Origin of the sequence: Nitrincola alkalilacustris (genome assembly GCF_008973755.1) — a bacterium.
Lineage (GTDB): Bacteria > Pseudomonadota > Gammaproteobacteria > Pseudomonadales > Balneatricaceae > Nitrincola > Nitrincola alkalilacustris.
Genome location: NZ_WBOM01000003.1, coordinates 374,555 through 400,823, shown reverse-complemented (window position 1 = coordinate 400,823; position 26,269 = coordinate 374,555). Strand labels below are relative to the sequence as shown.

At 52.4% G+C, this 26,269-nt stretch carries 20 protein-coding genes; 6 read left to right on the top strand and 14 right to left on the bottom strand.

The window, feature by feature from the left end:
- Window positions 1-4: 4 nt before the first annotated feature.
- The 4 genes from ctaD to F7R27_RS07310 form a co-directional block, all read right to left on the bottom strand.
- On the bottom strand, window positions 5-1,663 hold the full coding sequence (ctaD, locus tag F7R27_RS07325; protein ID WP_151703570.1) for a cytochrome c oxidase subunit I: 1,659 nt from the start codon (window positions 1,661-1,663) through the stop codon (window positions 5-7).
- Between the two features lie 17 nt (window positions 1,664-1,680).
- Window positions 1,681-2,826, bottom strand: a complete 1,146-nt coding sequence (gene coxB, locus F7R27_RS07320) for a cytochrome c oxidase subunit II (protein ID WP_168927452.1) — start codon at window positions 2,824-2,826, stop codon at window positions 1,681-1,683.
- A gap of 151 nt (window positions 2,827-2,977) precedes the next feature.
- A complete protein-coding gene (locus tag F7R27_RS07315) occupies window positions 2,978-3,151 on the bottom strand; it encodes a DUF2970 domain-containing protein (protein ID WP_151703569.1) in 174 nt (57 codons plus the stop codon).
- Between the two features lie 35 nt (window positions 3,152-3,186).
- Complete coding sequence (locus tag F7R27_RS07310; protein WP_151703568.1) at window positions 3,187-4,680, bottom strand: RimK family protein; 1,494 nt, start codon at window positions 4,678-4,680, stop codon at window positions 3,187-3,189.
- Between the two features lie 193 nt (window positions 4,681-4,873).
- Between F7R27_RS07310 and F7R27_RS07305 the strand changes: the two genes are divergently transcribed.
- Window positions 4,874-6,022: a GNAT family N-acetyltransferase/peptidase C39 family protein gene (locus tag F7R27_RS07305; RefSeq protein WP_151703567.1), complete on the top strand. Its 1,149-nt coding sequence runs from the start codon at window positions 4,874-4,876 to the stop codon at window positions 6,020-6,022.
- 53 nt (window positions 6,023-6,075) lie between these two features.
- Here F7R27_RS07305 and kynA read toward each other — a convergent pair whose 3' ends face one another.
- A complete protein-coding gene (gene kynA / locus F7R27_RS07300; protein WP_151703566.1) occupies window positions 6,076-6,936 on the bottom strand; it encodes a tryptophan 2,3-dioxygenase in 861 nt (286 codons plus the stop codon).
- Between the two features lie 116 nt (window positions 6,937-7,052).
- Between kynA and F7R27_RS07295 the strand changes: the two genes are divergently transcribed.
- The gene (locus F7R27_RS07295; protein WP_240776277.1) at window positions 7,053-7,994 is read left to right on the top strand and encodes a LysR family transcriptional regulator; all 942 of its coding nucleotides are present in this window, start codon (window positions 7,053-7,055) and stop codon (window positions 7,992-7,994) included.
- Here F7R27_RS07295 and ytfE read toward each other — a convergent pair.
- Window positions 7,973-8,656, bottom strand: coding sequence for an iron-sulfur cluster repair protein YtfE (gene ytfE / locus F7R27_RS07290; RefSeq protein WP_151703565.1), 684 nt, complete (start codon window positions 8,654-8,656; stop codon window positions 7,973-7,975). The two genes, F7R27_RS07295 and ytfE, sit on opposite strands and share 22 nt — an antisense overlap.
- Window positions 8,657-8,821: 165 nt before the next feature.
- Between ytfE and F7R27_RS07285 the strand changes: the two genes are divergently transcribed.
- Window positions 8,822-9,274, top strand: a complete 453-nt coding sequence (locus F7R27_RS07285) for an RrF2 family transcriptional regulator (protein WP_151703564.1) — start codon at window positions 8,822-8,824, stop codon at window positions 9,272-9,274.
- 55 nt (window positions 9,275-9,329) lie between these two features.
- On the opposite strand, the gene F7R27_RS07280 is transcribed toward F7R27_RS07285, so the two are convergent.
- Window positions 9,330-10,826 (bottom strand): aspartate ammonia-lyase, encoded by a 1,497-nt coding sequence (locus tag F7R27_RS07280; protein WP_151703563.1) that lies wholly within the window; start codon window positions 10,824-10,826, stop codon window positions 9,330-9,332.
- Between the two features lie 145 nt (window positions 10,827-10,971).
- Between F7R27_RS07280 and F7R27_RS07275 the strand changes: the two genes are divergently transcribed.
- On the top strand, window positions 10,972-11,874 hold the full coding sequence (locus F7R27_RS07275; protein WP_151703562.1) for a LysR family transcriptional regulator: 903 nt from the start codon (window positions 10,972-10,974) through the stop codon (window positions 11,872-11,874).
- A gap of 112 nt (window positions 11,875-11,986) precedes the next feature.
- Here F7R27_RS07275 and F7R27_RS07270 read toward each other — a convergent pair whose 3' ends face one another.
- The 4 genes from F7R27_RS07270 to ppsA form a co-directional block, all read right to left on the bottom strand.
- Window positions 11,987-12,283 carry a 2Fe-2S iron-sulfur cluster-binding protein gene (locus tag F7R27_RS07270; RefSeq protein WP_151703561.1) on the bottom strand — a complete coding sequence of 99 codons (297 nt, stop codon included), beginning with the start codon at window positions 12,281-12,283 and terminating at the stop codon, window positions 11,987-11,989.
- A gap of 3 nt (window positions 12,284-12,286) precedes the next feature.
- Window positions 12,287-13,618, bottom strand: coding sequence for a flavohemoglobin expression-modulating QEGLA motif protein (locus F7R27_RS07265; RefSeq protein WP_151703560.1), 1,332 nt, complete (start codon window positions 13,616-13,618; stop codon window positions 12,287-12,289).
- A 4-nt stretch (window positions 13,619-13,622) separates the two neighbouring features.
- Window positions 13,623-15,029 carry an AmpG family muropeptide MFS transporter gene (locus F7R27_RS07260; protein WP_151703559.1) on the bottom strand — a complete coding sequence of 469 codons (1,407 nt, stop codon included), beginning with the start codon at window positions 15,027-15,029 and terminating at the stop codon, window positions 13,623-13,625.
- A 66-nt stretch (window positions 15,030-15,095) separates the two neighbouring features.
- Window positions 15,096-17,462 carry a phosphoenolpyruvate synthase gene (gene ppsA, locus F7R27_RS07255; protein ID WP_151703558.1) on the bottom strand — a complete coding sequence of 789 codons (2,367 nt, stop codon included), beginning with the start codon at window positions 17,460-17,462 and terminating at the stop codon, window positions 15,096-15,098.
- 190 nt (window positions 17,463-17,652) lie between these two features.
- Between ppsA and ppsR the strand changes: the two genes are divergently transcribed.
- The gene (ppsR, locus tag F7R27_RS07250; RefSeq protein WP_151703557.1) at window positions 17,653-18,471 is read left to right on the top strand and encodes a posphoenolpyruvate synthetase regulatory kinase/phosphorylase PpsR; all 819 of its coding nucleotides are present in this window, start codon (window positions 17,653-17,655) and stop codon (window positions 18,469-18,471) included.
- A gap of 16 nt (window positions 18,472-18,487) precedes the next feature.
- Here ppsR and F7R27_RS07245 read toward each other — a convergent pair whose 3' ends face one another.
- Window positions 18,488-20,893, bottom strand: a complete 2,406-nt coding sequence (locus tag F7R27_RS07245; protein WP_151703556.1) for a putative bifunctional diguanylate cyclase/phosphodiesterase — start codon at window positions 20,891-20,893, stop codon at window positions 18,488-18,490.
- Between the two features lie 117 nt (window positions 20,894-21,010).
- On the opposite strand from F7R27_RS07245, the gene F7R27_RS07240 reads away from it, so the two are divergent.
- A complete protein-coding gene (locus tag F7R27_RS07240; protein ID WP_151703555.1) occupies window positions 21,011-22,030 on the top strand; it encodes a GGDEF domain-containing protein in 1,020 nt (339 codons plus the stop codon).
- Between the two features lie 70 nt (window positions 22,031-22,100).
- On the opposite strand, the gene F7R27_RS07235 is transcribed toward F7R27_RS07240, so the two are convergent.
- Together F7R27_RS07235 and F7R27_RS07230 are read right to left on the bottom strand one after the other, a co-directional pair.
- Window positions 22,101-23,777: a methyl-accepting chemotaxis protein gene (locus F7R27_RS07235; protein WP_151703554.1), complete on the bottom strand. Its 1,677-nt coding sequence runs from the start codon at window positions 23,775-23,777 to the stop codon at window positions 22,101-22,103.
- A 548-nt stretch (window positions 23,778-24,325) separates the two neighbouring features.
- Window positions 24,326-26,002, bottom strand: a complete 1,677-nt coding sequence (locus F7R27_RS07230) for a methyl-accepting chemotaxis protein (protein WP_151703553.1) — start codon at window positions 26,000-26,002, stop codon at window positions 24,326-24,328.
- Window positions 26,003-26,269: the final 267 nt, after the last annotated feature.

The following is a 26,269-nucleotide window of genomic DNA, read 5'->3' as shown; positions in this document are numbered from 1 at the left end:
CCACTCAATGATCACTGTGGCGACTTGGCGAATCTCTCTCCGGCACAAACTCAGGGGGCGTATCAAAGGTATGTAGGGGCGCAGGGCTTGGCACTGCCCACTCCAGACCTTCGGCACCTTCCCAGGCTTTCGCTGGTGCCTTCACTCCACCACGCACAGCTTTGATAACGACCCATACAAAGATCAACTGGGAGAAACCGAACAGGAACCCACCAATTGACGACAGCATGTTGAAGTCGGCAAACTGCAGCGCGTAATCCGGTATCCTGCGCGGCATACCCGCAAGTCCGGAGAAGTGCATCGGGAAGAAGGTCAGGTTGACCCCGATCACCGACAGCCAGAAGTGCCATTTACCCAAGGTTTCATTGGCATAGTGCCCGGTCCATTTCGGCATCCAGTAGTATGCCGCTGCCATGATCGCAAAGAGCGCGCCCGGCACAAGCACATAATGGAAGTGGGCCACCACAAAGTAGGTATCGTGATACTGGAAATCAGCAGGGACTATCGCCAGCATGACACCGGACAGACCGCCGATAGTGAACATGACGATAAAGCCGAGCGAAAAGAGCATCGGTGTTTCAAAGCTGATAGAGCCTCGGAACAGCGTTGCAATCCAGTTGAAAACCTTCACACCTGTCGGAACGGCTATCAGCATGGTTGAATACATGAAGAAAAGCTCCGCCGTGAGAGGCAGACCAACCGTAAACATATGGTGTGCCCAGACGACGAAAGACAGTATCGCAATGGAAGCCGTTGCATAAACCATTGACGCATAGCCGAACAGGCGTTTGCGAGCAAAGGCCGGTACGATCAGCGATACAATACCAAAGGCTGGGAGGATCATGATGTACACTTCCGGATGACCAAAGAACCAGAACAGATGCTGGAACAGCACTGGATCACCACCACCTGCAGCATCAAAGAAGCTGGTACCGAAATTGATATCCAGCAACATCATGGTCACCACACCAGCCAGAACCGGCATCACTGCTATCAGCAGGAAAGCGGTGATCAGCCAGGTCCAGACAAACAGCGACATATCCATCAGACGCATGCCCGGTGTACGCAGATTGAGTATGGTGGCAATAATATTGATTGCACCCAGAATCGAACTGATACCCGCGAGATGGATCGACAGTATGAAGAAGTTGGTAGAAGGTGGCGCATAAGTGGTCGACAAAGGCGCATAGAAGGTCCAGCCGAAGTTCGGGCCGCCCCCTTCCATGAACAAAGTCGCCAGCAGCGTGGTAAAGGCTACGGGCAAGAGCCAGAAACTGAAGTTATTCAGTCGTGGCAGTGCCATATCCGGTGCACCGACCTGCAGTGGAATCATCCAGTTGGCCAGACCCACAAAAGCAGGCATGATCGCACCGAACACCATGATCAGACCATGCATGGTCGTCATCTGGTTGAAAAACTCGGGCTGCACGTACTGCAGACCCGGCTGAAAAAGCTCGGCGCGGATAACCAGCGCCATCGTACCGCCGATGAACAGCATCAGCAGCGAGAAAAGCATATAGAGAGTGCCTATCTCTTTATGGTTGGTTGTCAGCAGCCAACGCATCAGGCCCGTTGGAGCGTGCCCGTGTGCATGGGCATCATGTCCGCTGGCAACATCACTGACACTGTGCTGACTGACCGACTGCGTAGTTTCAGGTGTCATGGCTAGAATTCCTCTTGTTATTTGCCCAGCAGATCGCGGATTTCTGATGGCTGAACCATATCTCCGGTGTCATTACCCCAGGCATTACGCTCATAGGTGATGACCGAGGCAACTTCAGCCGGTGACAAGGTGTCACCAAAAGCCGGCATCGCCGTACCGGTTTTGCCATAAGCTACCATGGCAATATGCTCAGCACGCTGCTCAGGGTCGACAGACATGCCGACTCCGGCCAATGCTGGGAATACAGGAGGCAGACCCTGCCCTTCCGGTTGGTGACAGGCCGCACAGTAGGTGTTGTAAACACCTGCGCCGCGCTCCATCAACTCATCCATTGTCCATTCACGGTCCGCACCGGCTGCTTCAGCCACCGCGGCATCGCGTCGCGAGGCCAGCCAGGCGTCGTACTCTTCCTGCGGCACTGCCTTGACTTCGATCGGCATGAAACCATGATCGCGGCCGCAGAGTTCGGCACATTGACCACGATAGATTCCCGGTTCATTCACCAGGAACCAGCTTTCATTGATGAAGCCAGGAATGGCATCCTTTTTGACCGCCAGATCCGGCACCCACCAGGCATGAATCACGTCGTTGGCTGTCAATAGAATTCTGACCTTCTTACCCAGTGGCACCACCATCGGCTCATCAACTTCGACCAGATAGTTGTCCCCCTTCTCTTCCAGACCCTGTATCTGATCTCTGGGTGTCGACATGTTACTGAAAAAACTGACATCTTCACCCAGATACTCATAGCGCCAGCGCCATTGATAGCCGGTCACCAGGATATCTATCTCGGCGTTGGAGGTGTCATACATTTTCTTGAGTGTGGCAGTGGCCGGAACGGCCATGACGATAAGAATAACCAGAGGGATAGCTGTCCAGATCACTTCAACGGTAGTGTTCTCGTGGAAGTGAGCAGATTTGGCACCCTTGGATTTTCGATAGGCGAACAGCGACCAGAACATGGCGCCGAACACGACGACCGATATCGCAACACATATCCAGAAGATGGTCATGTGCAGGCTGTAGACTTCGCGACTGACATCAGTCACACCCGGCGGCATATTCCAGCCCGTCGACGTGTTTATCGATGCAGCATAGGTACTGCCGGCCATTAAGGCAGCAAGCAGTAAGAAACAAATCCCCGTTAAGGCGAATCGTTTCATCATCCCCTCCTTGTTTTTTTTATGTGTCGGAAATGAAGCATAAAACCAGATTGTCGACCTGAGTCTACGTCATGGCCATCAAAGGTGCAAAACAAAAATTGATCAATTCTGTATATTTAACCGACACTTCCATGCACCACGAGTTGATTGTTTATTGAGCAGCCAACCAGGCAACGCCCGCGACTATCAAGACAAAAACGGCTGCGAGAGCTATACCGACCACGATAAACATCCAGGGTGAAGCAGCCTGAAAATCACGCTGTCGATTAGCCTCGGACTGTACGCCGAAAAAAGCAGCCAAGACCGATTTGATAACATCCAGCATACGTTATTCTCCCCTTTGGCATTGAGCTCTACTGCTCAGATTCCAAGTCGTCTGCGCTCCATTCTGCGCAGAAACTCCTCCATGACAATTCGATACAGACTCTCTTTGAGATAGAGATCCTCCACATCAGAATCGATATTGGGGTTATCGTTAACCTCAATCACCACCACCTTATCCCCTGACTGCTTAAGATCCACTCCATAAAGACCATCACCGATCAATCGGGTGGCTTTCAACGCCACCTTCATCACCTTGGCTGGTACCTCATGAATCGGCAAGGTGGTAAAGGCGCCCGATTCAGCGGTTCCCCCCTGATGGTTATAGATCTGCCAATGCCCTCTTGTCATGAAATACTGACAGGCAAAGATCGGTTTATGGTTCAGCACACCAATACGCCAGTCATAATCGGTGTACATGAACTCCTGGGCCAGCACGATGGCGGACTGCTTAAAGTATTGATTGGCTTGATCTATCAACGCCTGCGGATCACTGACCTTTACCACGCCGCGTGAAAAGGAGCCATCCGGTATTTTCAATACAATCGGATAGGTCAGCGTGCTCGCCAGCGCTTTCAGCTCACGCTTGCGATCCTTATACAGAAAGTGGGTTTCCGGCATGGCCACACCATTGGCCGAAAGAAGATCAGCCAGATACACCTTATTGCAGCACTTGAGGATCGATGCAGGATCATCCATGACCACCAGCCCTTCCACTTCCGCTTTTTTTGCAAAGCGATAGGTGTGGTTGCTGATGGAAGTTGTTTCACGGATAAACAGGCCGTCATATTCTGCCAGATGGCTGAAATCCTTTTTCTCGATCAGATCGACATCTATGCCCAGCTTGCGGCCGGCACGGATAAAGTGTTTCAGGGCCATGGGATCCGAGGGCGGCATTTTTTCCTGACGATCGATCAGTATAGCCAGATCATAGCGGTATTTTTTCCGAACACTTGGCTTACGCCAGACTTTGCGACTGAAGGAATCCAGGGCAGTAGCAAACAGATCCTCCTCATTTTCCTCCAGGCTATCAATACTGGCAGGCTTGACCGTTTCTATCTGCCACTCATCGACCAGTCGGAAGGTTACTTTCAGCACTGGGCTCGGGAACTGTTCGAAAATCTGTCGTGACAGATCGGCCAAGGGTGCAAACAGCGTCTTGCCGAAGCAGATAGTCACCTCCAGGCGATTATCTGCACTGAGGCTAGATTTGAGCTGTGGGTTTTTCACGATCAGCTTGTTCAGCGAGTCATTCAGGCTCTCCATATTGAGGCCATAAATAGACTTTTTCCCCAGGTCATTAATCGTTCTGATTGTAGGTATGACACGATGCCCACGCGCCTCTGCCAGCAGGGAAATATAATACCCATAACTCAGATAACGATAATGGCGGCACAGATTGATCACCTGAGTAGGCTGGGTATCCGGCTGACTGCCCAGCGCCAGATAATCATGAGCGGTAATCAAGTCCTCGGTGGGATAAAAAGCCACCCAGTCTTCAAGCTTATCAACAACAATTTTCAATCTGGACATCGTGCCCTCGTGAAGGTTTGACAGAAACAGCCCCTAGCGCTTGCCGCTATTACTATCATGCTAATACGAGCGCACTGCAATAGCCTGAAAAAATAAACTTCCGCCCCATTGGCAGCCCGTTCCCTGTCAGCGTAAGCTTGGCTGATAACAGATACAGCAACTTCGCTGCAACTGCTATCCGGACTGTTTACGTATGACCACTTCATCATCCAAATCAGGAACATCGCTACTGGTACGCGACGCTTTGCTGAATGATATTGCGGCACTGGTGACTCTTGAAAACAACAGTTTCACCGGCGACAAACTCAGTCGGCGGCAATTCCGCTGGATGCTCAAGCAGGGACATTGCAGCCTTATCATGGCATTTGTAACTGTCGCTGATGAACAGGTCGCCGCCGGTTATATTCTGACACTGTTTCATCGTGGTACCTCTCTGGCCAGAATCTACTCTGTCGCAGTTGATCCTGCCTTTCGTGGCCAGAAAGTAGGACAGACACTGCTTCATGCAGCAGAGCAGGCAGCAATCGAGCATGAATGCATGGCCCTTCGCCTGGAGGTGAGACCGGATAATCCAGCAGCCATCAATCTCTATGAGCGCAACGGTTATCGTCAGTTTGGCTACTATGAGGACTATTATGAGGATCACGCCAGAGCACTGCGGTTCCAGAAGCGGATCCGCAAGCCCCCTCAGGGCCTTAAACTGGATGTTCCCTATTACCAGCAAACCCTGCCCTTTACCTGTGGCCCTGCATCACTGCTGATGGCGATGAAAGCACTGTCACCTGAACTTGAGATGTCACGTCTGCAGGAGCTGCAGATATGGCGTGAAGCCACCTCGATTTTCATGACAACCGGTCATGGAGGCTGTGGCCCGAGAGGGCTGGCCCTGTCGGCCTGGCAGCGTGGCTTTGCTGTAGATCTCTGGATCAACCGGGATGGTCCATTGTTTATCCATGGCGTTCGCAAGGGCGCTAAAAAAGAGGTACTGGAACTGGTTCATCAGTCCTTCTCGGATCAACTGACCGAAACAGATGTCCTGATACACCCTCAGGATATCACACAGGAAGCGCTGGGAGAGGCGATTGAGCGAGGTGGTGTCCCGCTGATACTGATCAGTTCCTGGGGTTTCAGTCGTCAGAAAAGCCCACACTGGGTGGTGATCACGGCAATTGATGAACATTACATCTACCTGCATGATCCGGAGGTGGATGAGGAAGACAACAAAACTCTGCTCGACACGCAGCATGTGCCGGTTCCGAGGCGCACCTTTTCACGCATGTCTCGCTTCGGCAAGGACAACCTTCGTACAGCAGTGATTCTGTTCAAACGACCTGACTCATAAGAGCAGAGTCACTGCCTGGCCCTATCCATGACGACCTTCTGTGACTGCTCCTGTCAGATGGCGGTACGTACAGACCATAGCTCCGGGAAGAACTGCAGATCCAGCGCCTTCACCAGATAGGACACGCCCCCGGTACCACCCGTACCCCTTTTATAACCGATGATCCGCTCAACCGTTTTCATATGGCTGAAGCGCCATTTCTGAAAGTTATACTCCATATCCACCAGCTTTTCGGCCAGCTCATAAAGATCCCAGTAGTCATGCGTGTTCTGGTAGATCTTCGCCCAGGCTTTTTCAACCCGAGCATCCTTGACATAGGGCTGCGACCAGTCCCGTTCGAGGTGAGAAGACGGAATATCGAAGCCGCGCCGATTCAGAAGCTGAAGGCAGATATCATACAGGCTTGGTGAATTCAGCACTTTTTTCAGATGCTCGTAATTCTCTGGGTGCGAGCGGTGCGCCTCGATCATTGCTGCGTTTTTATTGCCCAGCAGAAACTCCAGTTCTCGATACTGATAGGACTGAAAGCCTGAACTCTGCCCCAGCGACGGACGAAAACTCGCGTAGTCTGCCGGTGTCATGGTCACCAGTACCTCCCACGCCTGAATCAGTTGCTCCTGAATACGAGCAACCCTGGTCAGCATCTTGAAAGCCGGACGCAACTCATCACGATTGATATGGGCAACTGCAGCACAGGCCTCATGCAGGCAGAGCTTCATCCATAGCTCTGATGCCTGATGGATCACGACAAACAGCATTTCATCATGCTGATCGGATCGGGGGTGCTGGCAGTCCAGCAGTTTTTCAAGCGCGAGATACTGACCATAGCTGATATCCTGATCCCAGTGAACCGCCTCATCAGCCAGATCAACCGCGCCAGCCTGCCCTGCTGCTACCTGCTCTTTCGTATTCATCGTCTTACACCTGTCGCTGTAGAAACATGATAATCATCTTCAATCAGTTTACTTGTCGCACATCTATCTGTAAATTTCATAAAAATCCACAAAGTTATTAATTTTTTTAATACGATATGACAACAAAACTCAGTACCAAGCATATGCAGATGATGGCCGCCGTCGCCGACACTGGCAGCGTATCCGATGCAGCCCACAGGATAGGGGTAACACAATCGGCACTGAGTCACCGACTTAAAGAAGCGGAGAGACTGTTGGGTACTGAGCTTTTCTATCGCAACAACAAACAATTAACCCCCACCAGTGCTGGCAAGCGCCTGCTCTACTCAGCCCGAGTGATCCTGGCTGAACTGGAACGTGCCGAGACAGATATCAACAAACTATCGGTAGGCATTGAGCATGTGATCCGATTGGGAAACGACGCCTTCGCCGGATATCACTGGCTGCCCTCATTCATGAAAATCTTTTGTGCGACACATCCCAGCATTAGTCTTGAAGTGATCCCGGATCTTACATTAGATCCTTACGGCGCACTGCGCGATGGACGAATCGATCTGGCGGTTGTCTCTGACCTGGCGCCAATCAGCGGATTTCGCAATGAACCGCTGTTTCAGGATGAGTTACGTGTGGTTATGCCCGCGAGTCACCCACTGGCTGGTTCACCCTATATTGGGATTGAGGCGATCACGGCCGAAACCTATATCACTCATCACACCAACCCTGACTCGGGACGAGAGTATGAACAGTTATTCAGCCGCTATAACCGCCTGCCGGTCAGAGTGATCCGGGCTGGCGTGACAGACGCAGTGATCGGCATGGTCAGAGCGGGACTCGGCATCACCATCATGCCTGCCTGGACACTTGAGCCCTACCTTTCACAAGGCGGTCTTTACACGAGCCAGACAACCGCTTCAGGCCTGAAAATTGACTGGCGCATCCTGCTCAGAAAAGATGAGCAGGATGAATCGCCTGTTTTTACATTTGCGAAGGCGCTGAAAGCGCATATTCAAGAGCAATACCCGAGAGACTATCTGCTTCAGCGTGCACCACCCATCTGACCATCCACTCTTGAAAACAGCACATTATTCTCCAGATGGATATGCTGCATCAGATCCTCTTTCAGTGTCTGAAGACCAAGATAGAGGGCACGCCAGGTGTTACAGGCATTCTCCGGCAGCTTGATGCCATGCGTGATCTGCTCCAGCTTTGCCAGCTCATCACCATGGTCATCATGCTCATGCCGCATCACCTGAACCGGCTGCCGGGCCATAGGGTGCAGGCCACGCGCAATCATCGGGAACAGAATCTGCTCCTCACGCTGCATATGGCTTTCCAGTGCGTCCTGCATCTTTTCCAACTGTGCCACCAGCCCAGCCGGGCACAGGGGGTGATCGCGATGTACCAGCTCAACCCGATTGGCAAGGCGGATCAGTTCCGGCAACTGCTCGCGATGCACATCATGAAAACGTGTCAGGATATATTCGATGAGATGCTGATCATCCATTTCTCCTGTCACGCTTCCTTCATCACTTGATGCAGATTGAGCCAGAATACTCAGATCAGATATCAAAGCCTCAATATCCAGCCCTTTATCTGATGCGGCTTTAACAAGCGACTTCTTGCCACCACAGCAGAAATCCAGCCCATATTTATGAAAAACAGCGGTTGCACCCGGCACATCCTGTGCAATCTGTCCCAGTGACTGTTCTGCCATACTCATGATGTTGCTCCTTTCATTGACGTTTCAGGCATGTTTGAGTCATACCCTCTTTAAAGATAGATACAATATACATCTTTAAAGACAATAAATGAATTGATGCATTTGATTTATTTCTTTAACCAGATGAAAAAAGTATCATGAGTGGCTGAATCAAGGAGTTGTCGCATGCAAATAACGATCTATACAGATTACTCATTGAGAGTACTGACCCATCTTGCGCTGCAGCCAGGTGGAAAACTGATGACCATTCAGGAGATTGCAGACAGTTATCAGATCTCCAAGAACCATCTGACCAAGGTGGTCCATCATCTGCAGAAATCAGGCTATATCGATACAATCAGAGGTAAAAAAGGCGGCATCCGGCTCAGGCGCTCTCCTTCAGAGATCAATATTGGTGCACTGGTACGCGAGACCGAGCAGGATATGAAGCTGGTAGAGTGTTTCTCAGACAAGGGGCAATGTGCAATCTCCCCTGCCTGCCATCTCAAATCGGTGTTTGATGAAGCGCTGAAGAGTTTTCTGGCTACATTGGATCGTTACACTCTGGCAGATACTCTGCCTGAAGCTGACCGTCCTCAGCTGATCAGATTGCTGGGCATAGACACCAGCGCCGCTTAACAGATAGCTGAGGCGACGCTGGTGTCTGATTTAATGCATCCTTTACTGACAGGAATCAGGCTTTGACGCAACGCTTACCAATGCGCAGATAGCCACGCCGATCATTGCTGTTCTTACCATTCATGGTGCGAGGATTGACCATATTTTCCGGCTTGAGTATTTCCGCCAGCTCATCCTCATCCAGCAACCCCTCTTCACGTACCAGCTCCAGCACACCACGGCCTGACTCCAGCGCGAGGCTTGCGATACGTGTGGCATTGTCATAACCGATATAGGGGTTCAGAGCAGTGATCAAACCGATGGAGTTGGCCACCATTTCACGACAACGATCACGATTCGCCGTGATACCATCGATGCAGCGCTCTCGCAACATATCCATCGCACGGCGCAACAGGCGCATGGACTCCAGTATTTTATAGGCGATCAGCGGCTCCATGACATTCAACTGCAACTGGCCGTTTTCTGCCGCCATGGTGATCGCCAGATCATTCCCGATCACCTGATAAGCCACCTGATTCACCGCTTCCGGTATCACAGGGTTCACCTTACCCGGCATGATGGAAGAGCCTGGCTGTTGTGGCGGCAGATTGATCTCATTGAAGCCAGTACGCGGACCGCTGGAGAGCAGACGCAGGTCATTACAGATTTTTGATAGCTTGATCGCCAGACGTTTGGTCATGCCGGAGAAGAGCACGAACGCCCCCATATCCGAAGTCGCTTCGATCAGATCCGCAGCCAGGCGCATCCTGTGACCACACACTTCAGACAGATGGTTGACCGCCAACTCGGAATAGCGCGGGTCGCAGTTGATCCCGGTACCGATCGCCGTACCACCGAGATTCACTTCACGCAGAAGATCAATCATCCCGGCAATGCGGTCTATATCCTCACCCAGCGTGGTCGCATAGGCACCAAACTCCTGTCCCAGCGTCATGGGGACTGCATCCTGCAACTGCGTCCGTCCCATCTTGATCACATCATGAAACTGCTCACGCTTACCGGCAAACGAGGCCTGTAACAGCGCAAGACTATCCACCAGCTCGGCATGAGACAACTGCAAACCGACACGGATAGCGGTCGGGTAGGCATCGTTGGTCGATTGTGACATGTTAACGTCATTATTAGGGTGCAGATGCTCATATGCACCCTTTGCATACCCCATCGCCTCCAGCGCAACGTTCGCTATCACTTCATTGGCATTCATGTTGGTCGAGGTACCGGCACCACCTTGAATCATGTCAACCACGAACTGATCATGAAACTCGCCATTGATCAGCCGATCACAGGCTGCTGCGATCGCCTCATACTTATCTGTTTCGAGCAGGCCTATATCGCAGTTGGCAGCTGCTGCAGCTTTCTTCACCATCGCCAACCCAACAATCAACTTGGGAAAGTGAGCAATGGGGACGCCTGTGAGAGCGAAATTTTCAAGTGCACGCTGGGTCTGCACGCCATAATAGGCATCGGCCGGTACAGCCAGCTTGCCCAGAAGGTCCTTTTCGATACGGTGGGGTTGGCTGAGAATCTCTTCCTGACGGGGGACGGGGTTCATGATGTTTCGGTTACCTGATCTGATGACAATCATTGTTTAATCAACTGAAACGCTATTCTGACGCCTGTATAGACATTTTATCCAATGCTATTATCAGATACAGTATGCAACATTTGCATGATAACGCAAGCGACAGGATCACTTGATGGATTTTGAAACACGCTGGATGGAAGACTTCCTGGCGCTGGCCAGCACCCAGAGTTTTTCACGCGCGGCTGAGCGCCGTCACGTAACACAACCGGCGTTCAGCCGACGCATCAAATCGCTGGAAAACGCTGTGGGTGTCACACTGGTAGACAGATCAACAACACCGGTTGCCCTGACGCCTGAGGGACAGCTTTTTCTGGTGACCGCTCGCAGCATTGTCGGCCAGTTGCACGAGAGTATTGCCAGATTAAGAGGCTTGCAGCCACATGAGCAGCAGGTGATCGAAGTCGCTGCAGCCCACTCTCTTGCGTTCACCTTTTTTCCTGACTGGCTCAGCACACTGGGCGATCTGACGCATAATCTGTCCATCCGCCTGGTGGCGATGAATGTCGAAGATGCCATCGTGGCGCTGCGCGAAGGGCAGTGTGATCTGATGCAGGTCTATTATGATTCTTACGCGACCCTGCAGTTGGACCCAGCGATATTTCCATCGATTCAGCTCTCCGAAACACTGATGCTGCCGGTATGCAAACCGAATGCGGATGGAGAACCCATCTACAGCCTGGATTCCCAGAACGAAGACCCTCTCCCCTATCTCGCCTATACCTCGGGCGCTTTTCTCGGCCGCACGGTTCGCCTTCTGTTGAAACATGACCCGGTTCGCCTGCGCCTGAAAACTGTTTACGAGACAGCCATGGCAGAGGGGCTGAAAGGGATGGCACTACAGGGTCGCGGCATCGCCTGGATGCCAAGGCTGTGTATTGAGCGTGAGCTGGAAGAGAAGCGATTGGTGGTTTGTGGCTCTGCGCAATGGCAGACACCGCTTGAGATCCGGCTCTATCGCTGCGCGCTGATCAAAAAGCCGGCAATCGAAACCCTGTGGGCGCAACTTGGCTCCTGATCAGCTCAAGTTCTGACTACGCGCAGCACATCGCTTGATCAGAGGCTATCTGCTGATAGCGGCCTGATTACATGAGTCCTGTTTAGAGCGGCCCCTGTTTAGCGGCTCCTGTTCATCTGATCCGACTTAACTGAGGAAGAAAAGTATCCAGTTCCAAATCAGTGACAGCATGAGCAATACAGGTAAGAATAAAACCTTCACTGATCTCCTCCTCGCGCAAGCCATAGACCTTGCGCGAGCGATAGTCGACTTCACCGCTGACCAGACGGCAACGACAGACACCACAGTTACCGTTACGGCACGCCTCTCTGACCGGTAACCCCGCCATTTTGAACAGTGCCAGCAACGGTTGATCCACTTCCGTTTCCAGCTCATGAGCCTGCTGTTGCAGTGTCAGGGAGATGCGCATCGCTCAGTCGATATCCACATCACCCTGTGCCGTATACAGCGGTGCGGTTTGAGGCAACTGATCAAACAGCTGATTGAAGTGCTTCTGCACCCGGGACATATTCACCAGGCTCAGGCCACTGGAAAAACCGAACCAGACAAAGAGTCCATTCAGGTCGCGGAACATGGGCGGCAGATACACGGGGGCATCAATAACGCCTTCCAGATGGCGTTCATAGAGTATCGGAATATCATCCAGCGTAACCTTGCCGACAAACAGCATCGGCAATATCTCCGGCACACCGGATTCTATCGCGCTCTTGATGAAGTTCACATTCTCGACAAAGCCCTTCACATAGGAGAGATCCTTGGTGAAAACCGAACCACCCGAAAGGGTTCCGCCACGAAAAACCCGCTGTGTCACACGGTAGCTGTCATGTTCACTCAAGCCACTGTCACGGAAGTGCCGGAACACCTCAATGAAGTCAGCCCCCTGCTCTGCCAGATCCACCGCCACCACCCGGTCACTGACGCGACGGGCACGCTGCGGAAATGAGCTGAAGGTCAGGGTTTCCAGCAGCACAGCCAGCCCCTCCTGATTTGCGGTGATACGAGGTGATCCGACACCCAGCCAGGTTGCCCAGGGTTGTTTGCGCCCATTCAGGGTAGTGCCGACATGCACCCAGCCCTCATGCACTTCGAGCACCTGCAGATCGAGTTCGGAGAAGTAAGCACGCTCATTAAGCTTGATCACATCACCGCCGGCCGCTGCATCCGATACGATACCGTTGGAGATCTGCACCCGCACATCCCCCGGATTAAAGTATCGTCCCAGCCGGTCGGCCAGCAGGTCCACAGCTTTATGGGCTGAAATATCATTGGCATAAGGGCGCTTGAGGTGTTCAACCGCGGGTGTTGAGAAGATGCGGCACAAACGCTCGCCCAGTTCACGCAATGTCTTGCGATCGCCCCTCATCCGATCCTGTGCAGAACCGTAAAGCGCTCGACTGTGTTTGCCGAACTCAGCGGTACCCCGCCCTTTAAGCATCTCGGCCACTATCAGGTATTGTTCGATATTAGCCTGCAGTATTCTGCCCAGTCCATCATGCCTGCCCAGTCGGCGCACCACGTCCTGTCGCAGCTCATTCAGATCCTGCTGTAATTTATCAGGGCTGAAGCTTAATGCCTGTTGCTGATAAAACTGAAGATCCGCAGCGGGCAGTCTTGTGCCCCCCGATGCCAGAAACTGATCCTCGAAGACAGCGGGCCACTTGATCGCATCCAGTATCTGGATCGGCTTCTGAATCGCTACCAATCTGTCGGATAGCTGTTTGAGATTTTCGAGATAGATGGGCATAGGATTACTTCATCGGTTGTGAAACAACCTCGGCCTCTGCCGACGCGGACTGAGCGACAGTTGCCTGAGGCGGTTGCGGATAATACTTCATGATCACCAGCAGCAACGGCAGGCCAATCAGTGCTATCACCGCACAATATACAAAGAAAATTGCCCAGTCACCATCCAGACTGTCTACCATCCAGCCGCTGGAGGCCGAGAACCAGATACGTGCCAGATTCGCCAGAGAGGCCAGCAGCGCATACTGAGTGGCCGTGTAGGCACTGTTACACAAGCTCGACAGGTAGGCCACCAGCGCCACTGTCACCAGCCCTGTTGTGAAATTATCAGAAGCTACAGCCGTGACAAACACGCCATAGGACATCCCCGACATCGCCAGCCAAGAGTAGGTCAGATTGGTGGCAGCAGTTGCCAGGCCAGCCAGAAACAGTGCTTTGAGCACCCCGATTCTGGCCACCAGCACCCCACCGATCACGATACCGATCAGGTTGGCACTGAGGCCGTATATTTTGGCGACATCGGCTATCTGTGTCAGCGAAAAGCCCAGCTCACGATAAAATACGCCGGACATGCGCCCCAGCAGAGCATCCCCGAGTTTGAAAACAAATATGAAGATCAGGATAAGCAGCCAACCCTGACGGCGTGTGAACTCCATCAGCGGCGCCAGAATAGCGACATAGAGCCATCCCAGCACACGTCGCTGCGTATCCGGCAGAGCCTCCCAGCGATCCAGCACTGCCAGTGCCCGCTGCTCCTCAGCCAGGGTTTCGGCAGGTGGTGCGCGATTGGGTTCAGGACTCATCAGTACCGCAATCATTCCGATCAATACACCACCGGCGAGCAGCAGATAGGCAGCATTCCAGCCAAAGGATGAGGCCAGATACAGACCGCCTGCCCCACCGACCAGCGTGCCGCCCAGATGCCAGCCCCAGATTGCGGCTGCTGAGCCACTGCCATACTGATGCGGTTCCAGCACTTCGATACGATAAGCATCAATCACGATATCCTGTGTGGCAGAGATAAACGTGACAAACAGCACGGCCATCGCCATCAACAGCAGCCTCTCGGCTGGATCGGTCAGTGCCAGCAGGCCGATCGCGAGCATCAGCAGACACTGTGTAAACAGCGCCCAGCCGCGGCGGCGCCCGAAACGGGCAGAAAACCAGGGGATACGCATGCGGTCCACCAGCGGCGCCCAGAGAAAGTTAATGGCATAGGGCGTAGCCGCCAGCGCAAACAGACCGATATCGGTACGACTGACGCCAACATCGCGCAGCCAGATGGAAAGGTTGGAAAACACCAGCGGAGCCGGCAGGCCACTGGAAAAACCCAGAGCCAGCAGTGTCAGCATGCGCCGATCTTTATAGGGGGTGAACCAGTGTAAAAAACGATCTGTCCAGGCGGGTAACATGCTTATCCTGTTGGTTATAGCTCATATCTGAAGGCGGCAGTTTACCGCCTTCAGATGAAGTTAACCTTAACTCTGTTCGTTGGCCAGGAAAAACCAGGTATCCAGTACCGAATCCGGGTTCAGGGATACACTGTTAATCCCCTGCTCCATCAGCCAGCGCGCCAGATCAGGATGATCAGACGGCCCCTGTCCACAGATACCGATATACTTGTCTGCCTTGCGACACGCGACGATCGCCATCTCCAGCAGTCGTTTGACGGCATCATTACGCTCATCAAACAGATGGGCGATGATACCGGAATCACGATCCAGTCCCAGCGTCAATTGCGTCAGGTCGTTGGAACCGATGGAGAAACCATCAAAATACTCCAGGAACTTATCCGCCAGCAGCGCATTGGAGGGAATTTCGCACATCATGATCACACGCAGTCCATTTTCACCACGTTTCAGACCATTTTCGGCCAACAATTCGACCACCTGACAGGCTTCTCCGACAGTGCGTACAAAGGGCACCATGATCTCGACATTGGTCAAACACATCTCATCACGTACCCGTTTCAGGGCGCGACATTCGAGTTCGAAGCAGTCACGGAAGGATTCGGATATGTAGCGCGCAGCACCACGAAAGCCGAGCATTGGATTCTCTTCAACCGGCTCATAGCGCTCACCGCCGATCAGGTGCCCATACTCGTTGGACTTGAAGTCCGACATGCGCACAATAACCTTCTTCGGATAGAAGGCAGCCGCCAGAGTGGAGATCCCTTCCACCAGCTTATCGACATAAAAATCAACTGGTGAGGCATAACCCGCAATACGGCGTTCGATGGTCTGCTTCATATCGCGCGACTGCTGATCAAAATTGAGCAACGCCTTGGGGTGCACCCCGATCATGCGATTGATAATGAACTCAAGGCGCGCCAGCCCTACACCTGCATTTGGCAGGGACTGAAAATCAAATGCCCGATCCGGATTACCGACGTTCATCATGATATCGAAAGGCAAAGCCGGCATGGCGCCGACACTGTTGGTCTGATGCTCAAATGCCAGCTTGCCTTCATAGGCGCGCCCGGTATCACCTTCGGCACAGGATACGGTTACCAATTGACCATCATTAAGTTTTGCCGTGGCATCACCGCAGCCAACAATCGCCGGAATACCCAGTTCGCGCGCAATGATCGCCGCGTGGCAGGTACGGCCACCACGATTAGTAATGATCGCCGAGGCCCGCTTCATGACAGGCTCCCAATCCGGGTCAGTCATATCCGTGACCAGCACATCGCCCGCCTGAACATCATGCATCTGATCCAGACTGCTGACGACACGCACGGGGCCTGCACCGATGCGGTGCCCTATCGAACGCCCTTCCACCAGCACCTTGCCTTTCTCTTTCAGCAGGTAACGCTCAATCTGCGCTGAGTTGCTCTGGCTTCTGACGGTTTCAGGTCGCGCCTGAACAATGTACAGCTCGCCGTCATCACCATCCTTGGCCCACTCGATATCCATCGGACGACCGTAGTGTTTCTCGATCGTCACGGCGATACGTGCCAACTCTTCAACCTCGGCATCCGCAATACAGAAGCGGTTGCGATCTTCGCGTGCAACATCGACCACTTCGACGGCATCTGCGGTGCTACCCTTGCCGGAGTAGATCATCTTGATCGCTTTTGAACCCAGGGTCCGGCGCAGTATCGCCGGCACACCCATATTCAGCGTCGGCTTGTAGACATAGAACTCATCCGGGTTCACGGCGCCCTGCACCACGGTTTCGCCCAGGCCATAAGCAGCAGTGATGAACACCACCTGCTGAAAGCCGGATTCGGTATCCAGGCTGAACATGACACCGGATGCGCCGGTTTCGCTGCGTACCATACGCTGAATGCCGGCCGACAGCGCCACTTCACTATGACGATAGCCACGATGAGCGCGGTAGGAGATGGCACGATCATTATAAAGTGAGGCAAACACCTCGCGGATCGCCTGCTTGATCTGCTCAAGGCCACGAATGTTAAGGAAAGTTTCCTGTTGACCGGCAAAGGAGGCGTCCGGCAGATCTTCAGCAGTGGCCGATGAGCGGACGGCGACTGCTATCTCATGACCATCAGCCATCTCGGCATAGGCAGCGTCGATCTGCTGATCCAGCTTCGCCGGAAAACTGGTCTCCATGATCCACTGCCGGATCTGCCGACCAGCGTCAGTCAATGCCCGGGTATCATTCACATCCAGCGAAACAAGTGCCTGCTCGATCCTGTCGGCCAGACCATCCTGCTTCAGAAAATCACGATAAGCCTCTGCCGTAGTGGCGAAGCCACCCGGCACCTTGACGCCCACTTCACTCAACTGGCTGATCATCTCACCCAGCGATGCATTCTTGCCGCCTACCCGGTGAACGTCACTCATTCCGGCCTGTTCAAGGCGCAGTACATAATCCTGCACAGATCACTCTCCTTTGTCGACATCCAAAGAATCTCTACTGCCATGGCAGCTTGAGCGGATCATACTGCAGTTGGCAACAGAAATCGCTCGTTTGACACGAATGTAATTTCACTACAAAACGCTGGATTATGGCCGCTGGCTAATCTATCCGATAGGATGATGACAAAGACTGGAAGAAGACAGGACCGCCATGAAACGAACCGCATTCTTTATCTCGGATGGAACCGGCATCACGGCCGAAACCCTGGGTAACAGCCTGCTGACCCAGTTCGAAGGTATTCACTTCACCTCCATCACCCTGCCCTATATCGATACGCTGGAAAAAGCCGAGGCGGCAGTTGCCAAGATCAATCAGGCCACAGAGATGGATGGGGCTTCGGCCATCGTATTCGACACCATCATCAATGAGGATATCCGCAATTTGATTGCGGCCAGCAACAGCTTCAAGATTGATGTGTTCGCTACCTTCCTCAAACCACTGGAGAAGGAGCTCAACACCCACTCCTCCTATTCAGTCGGTAAATCTCATGCTATACAGGAGACCAGTCGTTACAAGGAGCGCATCGCCTCAGTCAACTTTGCTCTGGATAACGATGATGGCGCGCGCACTCAGCAGTACGACAAGGCCGACATCATCATCGTCGGCGTATCACGCTGCGGCAAGACTCCAACCTGCCTTTATCTTGCCCTGCAATTTGGCATCAAGGCAGCCAACTATCCCATCACCATTGATGATCTGGAGCATCCGGGCTTGCCGGAAATTTTGCGCAACTACCGGGATAAACTGTTCGGCCTGACGATAGACCCCTTCCAACTCGCAGCAATCCGGCATGAGCGCCGCCCCAACAGCCACTATGCGTCCATGAATCAGTGCGAGTATGAGGTCAGGGAGGTGGAGCGCCGGTTACGACAGGCCGATATCAAGATGATCAATACCACCTATTTTTCCATCGAAGAGATCGCCACTCGCGTGATGGTCGAGTCGGGACTCAAGCGCCGCGTTGCCTGATTCGACAGGGTACTGTTTACCACTGGCAGTTCATAACGACATATAGTGTCCGTAACTGATCCACCAACTCTTTACTGATCCGCTCAAGATGAGCAAAGCCTTGCTTTGCCTGCTGGTCACGCCCATTCTCCTTCAGGTTATAGATCTGAGCACTGACCTTATCAATCTGATGATAGAGCGGCTCGATAGCGGCAAACTCGGGCTGCTGGCGCATCCGCCTGAAGTAGCCCTGCTTGTACCAGACAGTTGATGCATCAGATGAATATAGTGGTGGCGGTGTGGCGCTCAGGTCGTTCAGGTAATTCTCGATGTTTCGCAACCAGCCACGATGATCCACTTCGGCATAGATCAGAGCCAGATTGTCACGATTGACGGGGAAGTTCTGACACGCATTCCAGGACTCGAAAGACCTCCATTGCGAAACCCACTCTGTAAAGGCATCCGCCTGAATCGGCCTTGAAATACCATAGCCCTGCCCTATCTCGCACCCCAGTCTGAGCAGCAGCTCGCCATGCTCCTCGGTTTCCACCCCTTCTGCGACCACACTGCGCTGAAAGGCTGTTGCCAGGCTGATCACACCCTGTACCAGTGTTGTATCCTCAACATCCCAGAGCATATCGCGGACGAAGGTCTGATCGATTTTAAGTGCACCAGCCGGCAGCCGTCTGAGATAGCTCAGTGACGAATAGCCAGTACCGAAATCGTCAAGTGAAAAATGGATACCCAGTTGTGCGATCTCTTTCATCACACCCGACACCTTGACGATATCCTCAAGGGCTGCCGTTTCCAGCACCTCAAGCTCCAGCAGATCTGTATCCACGACAGGATATTCAGCCAGCAAGCCCTGCAAACGATGAAGAAAGTCAGGCTGCTGCAGGTCTAATGCGGCAATATTGACACTCAGACATAGTCTGAGTCCGGCTTGCTGCCAGAGAGTCTGCTGCCTGAGGGCAGCCCGCAACACCCAGGTATCCAGTTTGAAGATGGAGCTGGTATCTTCGATAATCGGCAGGAAGGCAGCTGGGGACAGGACTCCCTGTTGCGGATGGTTCCAGCGGATCAGCGCTTCGGCACCAATGATCTGCCCAGAGCGCATATTCACCTTGGGTTGATAATAGAGCTCCATCTCATCATTATCGATCGCCTGTTCAATACGCAGGATATTTTCCTGCTGGCTTGTCGTAGTGCGCCCTTCAAACGGGTCATAGACATGGTAGCGATTCTTACCAAGCAATTTTGCCTGACACATCGCCTGATCGGCGTGACGCAGGAGTGTATCCGCATCCGATTCATCGTCCGGATACAGCGTCACACCCAGGCTGGCCGAAACATTGAGTAGATGATTGCGCAACTGTATCGGCAGGGTGATGGCATGGATCAGACGGTCAAGAACGATCTTGTACTCCCCCGCATTACCGACATTAGACAGCACCACCACAAACTCATCGCCACCCAACCGGGCAAGGGTATCACCTGAGCGCAACGCTTTTTTCAGACGCTGGCCCAACTCGATCAATAACTGATCGCCCAGCTCATTACCGTAGGCATCATTGATCTCCTTGAAACCATCCAGATCCAGATAGACCAGTGCTAGCTGCTTGTCCTTCTGCCTTGACTGCAGCGCCAGCTCAAGCTGATTGGTGAGAAGTGTGCGATTCGGTAAACCTGTCAACGCATCATAATGAACAGCATGTTCAAGCTGGACCTGATGGCTTTTCTGCCGGGTGATATCCTGCTCCGTCAGCAGCAGTATCTGGCTTCCGCGGAACGGATCATAACCCAGCCTCAGCTCTATACGATGCCAGCGGCCTCGACCAGACACCTGCAGATCCATTGTCACAACACCCGAACGATTGCTCAGCAGGCGTTCCCGAATCACATTCCCCTGATCTGGATCTGAAAAATAATCAGCCAGGTTATCATGTCCTATTCGGACGGCTTCAGCCGCACTGTTGCGGCTCAACAGATGCCCCTGCTCATCAAAAACCGAGATCATCAGCCCTGCAGCGTCCTGTCGTACTGCCTGGTGCTGCCCCTCACGCTCTGACTCCTCACTGCGCGACAAAGCCTCAACCAGCATTCCCTGACGTCCATCATCCAGCGGAACAGGCTTGCAATGGCACTGCACATTCAGGGGCTCACCTTCGGGATAAAATACCCATGGTCGGGTAAACCACTTGGCGCTCTGTTCAGACACGGAGCCATTCAGATGAGGTTGTAGATTCGAATGAATACCGCCTCTGAGCTTATCGGCACCAAAATCACGCTCGGTCAAGGCCTCAAGACTAGCCTCTGCCCACAGGCGCACCGCAGCCGGATTTGCCCAGAGCACTTGACCCTGCTCAAGATCAAACACCCATACAGGTGTTTCCAACTGTTCTGGATGAAAATGAAAACGGCTTTGATGGCTTGTTTGGCTCATTCAGGAATCCCTGCACTGAGAGAAATAACACCAGATATTAGGTAATTGTAGCGGCAAAAGCGATTAGTGCTATTATTGGTTTAGTGGTCACTTTCCTGTTTTATACAGAGGCGCTCTATGCAGTATTCAGACAATTCGCAGCAAGCCGCTGAATTTCTTCGTCAGGCTGTTCCTCTGATGGTCAAGTACAAGATCCCGCCTCACCCGCTCAATTATGCACTCTGGTATACCTACGTCACGCAGCGACTGCCATCGTTGAATCAGGAGCTGGATAAAACCATCACCAAATATGGCACCTGCCCCGCCGGCTTTGAGACGAAACTATTCAGAAGTCACCTGATCAGCGATGAGATGGGCTCCACCGACAAACTGCAATCGGCGCTGATCACTGTTGCAACCAGTCTGAGTGAGTCGGCTGGTGACGCTGTCAAGCATACGAGTCAGTATAGTCAACTGCTACAGGAAAGCCTGGATGCTCTGAACAGCTCAGACCGGGCGCTGCCACTGGAAACCATTGCACAATCCCTGTACGACAACACCGTTCAGGTATCCGCTTCGGCAGAGGTGTTCCAGAAACAGATTACCGAAGCACAACAGGAGATTCGGCGGCTTCAGGAAGAGCTGACAAGTGCACGGCAGGATATCTATATTGATCCCGTCACTAAAGTGTATAACCGTCGTTTTATGGATGAGACACTGCAGCGAATCTGCTCCGGAAATGATGATCCGGTTCTGTCTCTGATCATGATGGATATTGATCACTTCAAACAACTGAATGATCAGTATGGCCATATCATGGGAGATCGCGCCCTGCAGTGCATAGGTCAGCTTTTGATGGAGGAGTGCCAGGAAAAAGCTGATGCGGTCCGATTCGGCGGTGAGGAATTTGCGATTTTGCTGTATGAATGTGACTCCGACAAGGCCGAAACACTGGCTAATCGCCTGCGTCATAAAATCCAGTCAATCCGTATCAAACACAAACAAACGGGGGTTGTGATCAGCGCCATGACCGCTTCATTCGGTGTGACAGTACAGCAGCCATTCGACCTGCCGGAGCAATTAGTTGATCGCGCAGACAAAGCACTCTATCAGGCGAAAGAGAGCGGGCGCAATCAGGTTCAGACGGTTATTGACTGAATCACATCACTAACACCTGTATCAAACATGGAGGACCACTGCGGCCCTCCATATCGCTTCTCCGTCATACTCACGCAATCTTGAACTGCTGTACATTTCTCTGCAAAGAGGCAGACAGTTCAGCCAGCTCCTGACTGGCTGAAGTCACCTGGCTGGCAGCAGTCGCGGTTTCATCAATGGCCTGAGTGATATTGCTGACATTGCGATTGATCTCTTCTGCTACGGATGACTGCTGCTCTGCTGCAGTGGCTATCTGAGCGTTCATATCGTTGATGGCAGTCACAGAAGCACTGATGGTTCTCAAGGCTTCACCGGCCAGACCTGCCTTCTCAACTGTTTGCATCGCCTGTGCCTGCCCCTCTTCCATCTGTTTGGCAGCACGCCCTGAGCTGTTCTGAACACGGTCAATCCGCGCCTGTATATCCTCAGTCGAATCCTGAGTTCGGCTGGCCAGAGATCGCACTTCATCAGCCACCACGGCAAAACCACGGCCATGGTCACCCGCACGGGCTGCTTCAATCGCCGCATTCAAAGCCAGCAGGTTGGTCTGTTCAGCAATACTCTGAATGACATCAAGAACGCTGCCAATCTCCTTACTGTCGTCCACCAGCTTCAATATATTACCGGTAGTCAACTCTACTTCGCGGGCCAATCCGTTGATTGATTCAACAACCTGATTGACGACATCCATACCGGCAACAGTTTCTCCCTCCGCTGATTGCGCAGCACGTGCTGCAGCCGACGCATTACTTGCAACATCAAGTACAGTTGCCGTCATCTGATTCATGGCAGTTGCCACCTGCGTGATTTCGGCCTGTTGCAGCTGTACCTGAGCATTGGTCTGTGAGCTGGATGCAGACAGCTCCTCAGCAGCTGCAGCCACCTGAACTGACGCTTCAGTGACCTCCTGCATCAATTTACGCATTTTTCGAACCATCTCATCAAAGCTGGCCAACAAACTCTCCGAATCACCAGGTCGCAACTTGATAGAAGTAGTCAGATCTCCATCGGCCACCTTATCTACAATTGCCATCACATCAGCAGGTTCCCCTCCCAGCTGCTTGAGTGTATGGCGAGTGATATACCAACCGCTTCCCAATGCGACTGCAAAACCCACCAGAATAATCGCTGACAGGGTTACCAAAGAGCGCTCAGCGGCAGTTTCAGCCACAGCCATGGCTGCCTGGGTATGACTTAGATTACGCTCAACCAGTGTTGTTATTTCATTTCCAAGTCTGTCGGTTACAGGAACTATTGCCATTATCTGAGCACGATACTGGTCAAACATTACCCCATACTGATCAGCCTCACTGACGCCACTCAGCTGCTGCAAGCTTTGATCCAGTGCTTGATACTGCTCACGCCACTGACTGAATGTCTGACGAAACTGCTGGAACAGTGCCTCGCCCTCTGTAGACTTGGGCAGCTCTGCATATAGACTCATGGCTGTGTCAATCTGCTGCCAGGATTGATTACGCTGCTCGAGCAGGTTCAATAACTGATTGCGGGTATCAGAAGCAGGTTGCGTATAAAGCATCGACTCAAGCGTTTGAGTCCGTATTGACAGTCGCGCCTGATTAATTTCATTCAGTGCAATCACCCCTGGCATACGAACATCGCCGATGAGTTCTATCTCCTTTTCCATTGTTCGGGAACCCTGAATACCGATCAAACCTATGATCAGAACTATCAATGCCACAAGGAAAAATCCCGAATATAGCATTACACTCAGTTTTATGTTTTTCATTGATACACCTCCTTTGGGAACCGGCTCCGCTTGACACGCTAGTCGTGCTGCTCCGAAAGATGTACCGTTGGTTTTGCTGCAGTAGTTCCAGGCACAAGAAGTTTTCAGATAGCGGCCATTGCGGAAAGTCTAGTTCAAAAAGCCCCTTTTACATAATCAACTGTCTTTTCAGGAGTCCTGCATCAGTTTAACGCTTGAATCGCACCACAAATTCATGAAGCCACCGCAAAACTGACACAACCTCCTGCATCGTTCTGGCAGCAGACTCTGTTTGCTCAGCACTTTCCTGTGACAGATAGGGTATGTTTGCAACCTGTTCTTTGCCTCCCTCATTAACCTATGCCAGCTCTACCTCAAAGGCTGCCTGTGGTATATCGGGATGGCGCACGGTTTTTGGGGTTGCCCTGTCTGCACTAACGGGTCTATCCACTGATCTGAATGAAGAAATCATTGCAGTACTGGGTACGACCCTAGAGATCAGTTGAGGAGATAATAATAGTTTTAAAGAGGGCCACCTGCGGCCCTCAAATACACAGCCCTCTTCATATTCACACAACCTTGAACTGCTGAACGCTTCGTTGCAAAGAGGCAGACAGTTCAGCCAGCTCCTGACTGGCTGAAGTCACCTGGCTGGCAGCAGTCGCGGTTTCATCAATGGCCTGAGTGATATTGCTGACATTGCGATTGATCTCTTCTGCTACGGATGACTGCTGCTCTGCTGCAGTGGCTATCTGAGCGTTCATATCGTTGATGGCAGTCACAGAAGCACTGATGGTTCTCAAGGCTTCACCGGCCAGACCTGCCTTCTCAACTGTTTGCAATGCAAGATTTTGCCCGTCTTCCATCCTGGTTGCAGCCAATGTTGAGCTGCTCTGTACTCGATCAATACGATCCTTGATATCCTCAGTCGAGTCCTGTGTTCTGCTTGCCAGTGATCGTACCTCATCAGCTACCACCGCAAAACCCCTGCCATGATCACCTGCTCGGGCAGCTTCAATCGCAGCATTCAGTGCCAGCAAGTTTGTCTGCTCTGCAATACTCTGAATCACGTCCAGCACACTGCCGATCTCCTTACTGTCATCAACAAGTTTAAGAATGTTATCGGTTGTGCTCTCCACCTCTTTGGCGAGACCATTGATCGCCTCGACAACTTCATTCACCACGTCCAGACCAGCTGCAGTATCACCATCCGCCGATTGCGCGGCTCTCGCAGCGGCAGAGGCATTGCTGGCAACATCCAGCACTGTAGCGGTCATCTGATTCATCGCCGTTGCAACCTGTGTAATCTCTGCTTGCTGCAGCTGAACCTGCGCATTGGTCTGAGCACTTGATGCCGAGAGCTCCTCCGCTGCAGCCGACACCTGAAGCGATGCTTCGGATACCTCCTTCATCAATTTACTGATCTTGCGTACCATCTGATCGAAATTCGCCAGAAGACTCTCGGTATCCCCCGACCGCAGCTTGATCGCTGTTGTAAAGTCACCATCGGCCACCTGGTCAACAATTTCCATCACATATGCCGGCTCACCACCCAGTTGCCGAAGCGTTTGCCGCGTGATGTACCAGCCACACAGCATTGCCAGCACAAAACCGATAGCCATAATCAGTGACAGGAGCATTATTGATCTTGCGGCCTCTACCTCAGCTTGATCAACCGCAGCTATCGTCTGAGCTACATTTCGCTCCACCATCTCCTCGATAGCATTACTGACCACCGCCGTAAGCGGAGCAATGTCACCAGCAAAAGCCTGATATTGATTAAAATCCAACGCATACTGAACTGCATCCGAGCTGCCACTCAGCTGCTGTAACCTCTGATCCAAGGTCCGATACTGCTCACGCCATTGTGTGTAGCTCTGCGTGAACGCCTGAAATAGCGCCTCACCCTCAGCTGATTTAGGCAGCTCAGCATAATGACTGATGGCAGCCTCAATCTGTAACCATGAGCCATTACGACGATCAAGAATATCAGTCAGTAGCTGGCGAGTTTCAGCACTCCAGCTGTTTTGCTGTAACGACTCCTGAGTTTGTGCCCCTACCCTTAGTCGTGCCATATTAATCTCATTCAGTGCAAGTACTGCTGGCATTCTCACTGCCCCGACCGACGCAATCTCTTTTTCCATTGACCTTTCGCCCTGAATTCCGATAAATCCGATAATCAAAACAATCAAAGCCACAATAGCAAAGCCCGTATACAGCATTACGCTCAGTCTGATATTTTTCATATATCCCCTCCCGGATGTAATGGTTTTATCAGTATGAATAGCTGACTTATATACGCACTATGTTAAAACTCAGCTCACAGGTAAGGGGCACCTCCAGAAGAAGAGCATCAAGTCAACAAACTGTCATACCCAGCCCTTAACGCGTCCTTACCCTGTATGGACTCGGCCAATAGCTTCTTGAGCCGGCCAGCCACATCATCGCAAACCAACAAACCACTGCCTATCTTTGCGATCTTGGTGCGCATAACCTGATACCCTGTATCAAGC

What these genes read in the sequence shown, in the direction of transcription:
- ctaD (WP_151703570.1), bottom strand. Translation starts at nt 1,663, where the DNA reads ATGACACCTGAAACTACGCAGTCGGTCAGTCAGCACAGTGTCAGTGAT.
- coxB (WP_168927452.1), bottom strand. Translation starts at nt 2,826, where the DNA reads ATGAAACGATTCGCCTTAACGGGGATTTGTTTCTTACTGCTTGCTGCC.
- F7R27_RS07315 (WP_151703569.1), bottom strand. Translation starts at nt 3,151, where the DNA reads ATGCTGGATGTTATCAAATCGGTCTTGGCTGCTTTTTTCGGCGTACAG.
- F7R27_RS07310 (WP_151703568.1), bottom strand. Translation starts at nt 4,680, where the DNA reads ATGTCCAGATTGAAAATTGTTGTTGATAAGCTTGAAGACTGGGTGGCT.
- F7R27_RS07305 (WP_151703567.1), top strand. Translation starts at nt 4,874, where the DNA reads ATGACCACTTCATCATCCAAATCAGGAACATCGCTACTGGTACGCGAC.
- kynA (WP_151703566.1), bottom strand. Translation starts at nt 6,936, where the DNA reads ATGAATACGAAAGAGCAGGTAGCAGCAGGGCAGGCTGGCGCGGTTGAT.
- F7R27_RS07295 (WP_240776277.1), top strand. Translation starts at nt 7,053, where the DNA reads ATGACAACAAAACTCAGTACCAAGCATATGCAGATGATGGCCGCCGTC.
- ytfE (WP_151703565.1), bottom strand. Translation starts at nt 8,656, where the DNA reads ATGAGTATGGCAGAACAGTCACTGGGACAGATTGCACAGGATGTGCCG.
- F7R27_RS07285 (WP_151703564.1), top strand. Translation starts at nt 8,822, where the DNA reads ATGCAAATAACGATCTATACAGATTACTCATTGAGAGTACTGACCCAT.
- F7R27_RS07280 (WP_151703563.1), bottom strand. Translation starts at nt 10,826, where the DNA reads ATGAACCCCGTCCCCCGTCAGGAAGAGATTCTCAGCCAACCCCACCGT.
- F7R27_RS07275 (WP_151703562.1), top strand. Translation starts at nt 10,972, where the DNA reads ATGGATTTTGAAACACGCTGGATGGAAGACTTCCTGGCGCTGGCCAGC.
- F7R27_RS07270 (WP_151703561.1), bottom strand. Translation starts at nt 12,283, where the DNA reads ATGCGCATCTCCCTGACACTGCAACAGCAGGCTCATGAGCTGGAAACG.
- F7R27_RS07265 (WP_151703560.1), bottom strand. Translation starts at nt 13,618, where the DNA reads ATGCCCATCTATCTCGAAAATCTCAAACAGCTATCCGACAGATTGGTA.
- F7R27_RS07260 (WP_151703559.1), bottom strand. Translation starts at nt 15,029, where the DNA reads ATGTTACCCGCCTGGACAGATCGTTTTTTACACTGGTTCACCCCCTAT.
- ppsR (WP_151703557.1), top strand. Translation starts at nt 17,653, where the DNA reads ATGAAACGAACCGCATTCTTTATCTCGGATGGAACCGGCATCACGGCC.
- F7R27_RS07245 (WP_151703556.1), bottom strand. Translation starts at nt 20,893, where the DNA reads ATGAGCCAAACAAGCCATCAAAGCCGTTTTCATTTTCATCCAGAACAG.
- F7R27_RS07240 (WP_151703555.1), top strand. Translation starts at nt 21,011, where the DNA reads ATGCAGTATTCAGACAATTCGCAGCAAGCCGCTGAATTTCTTCGTCAG.
- F7R27_RS07235 (WP_151703554.1), bottom strand. Translation starts at nt 23,777, where the DNA reads ATGAAAAACATAAAACTGAGTGTAATGCTATATTCGGGATTTTTCCTT.
- F7R27_RS07230 (WP_151703553.1), bottom strand. Translation starts at nt 26,002, where the DNA reads ATGAAAAATATCAGACTGAGCGTAATGCTGTATACGGGCTTTGCTATT.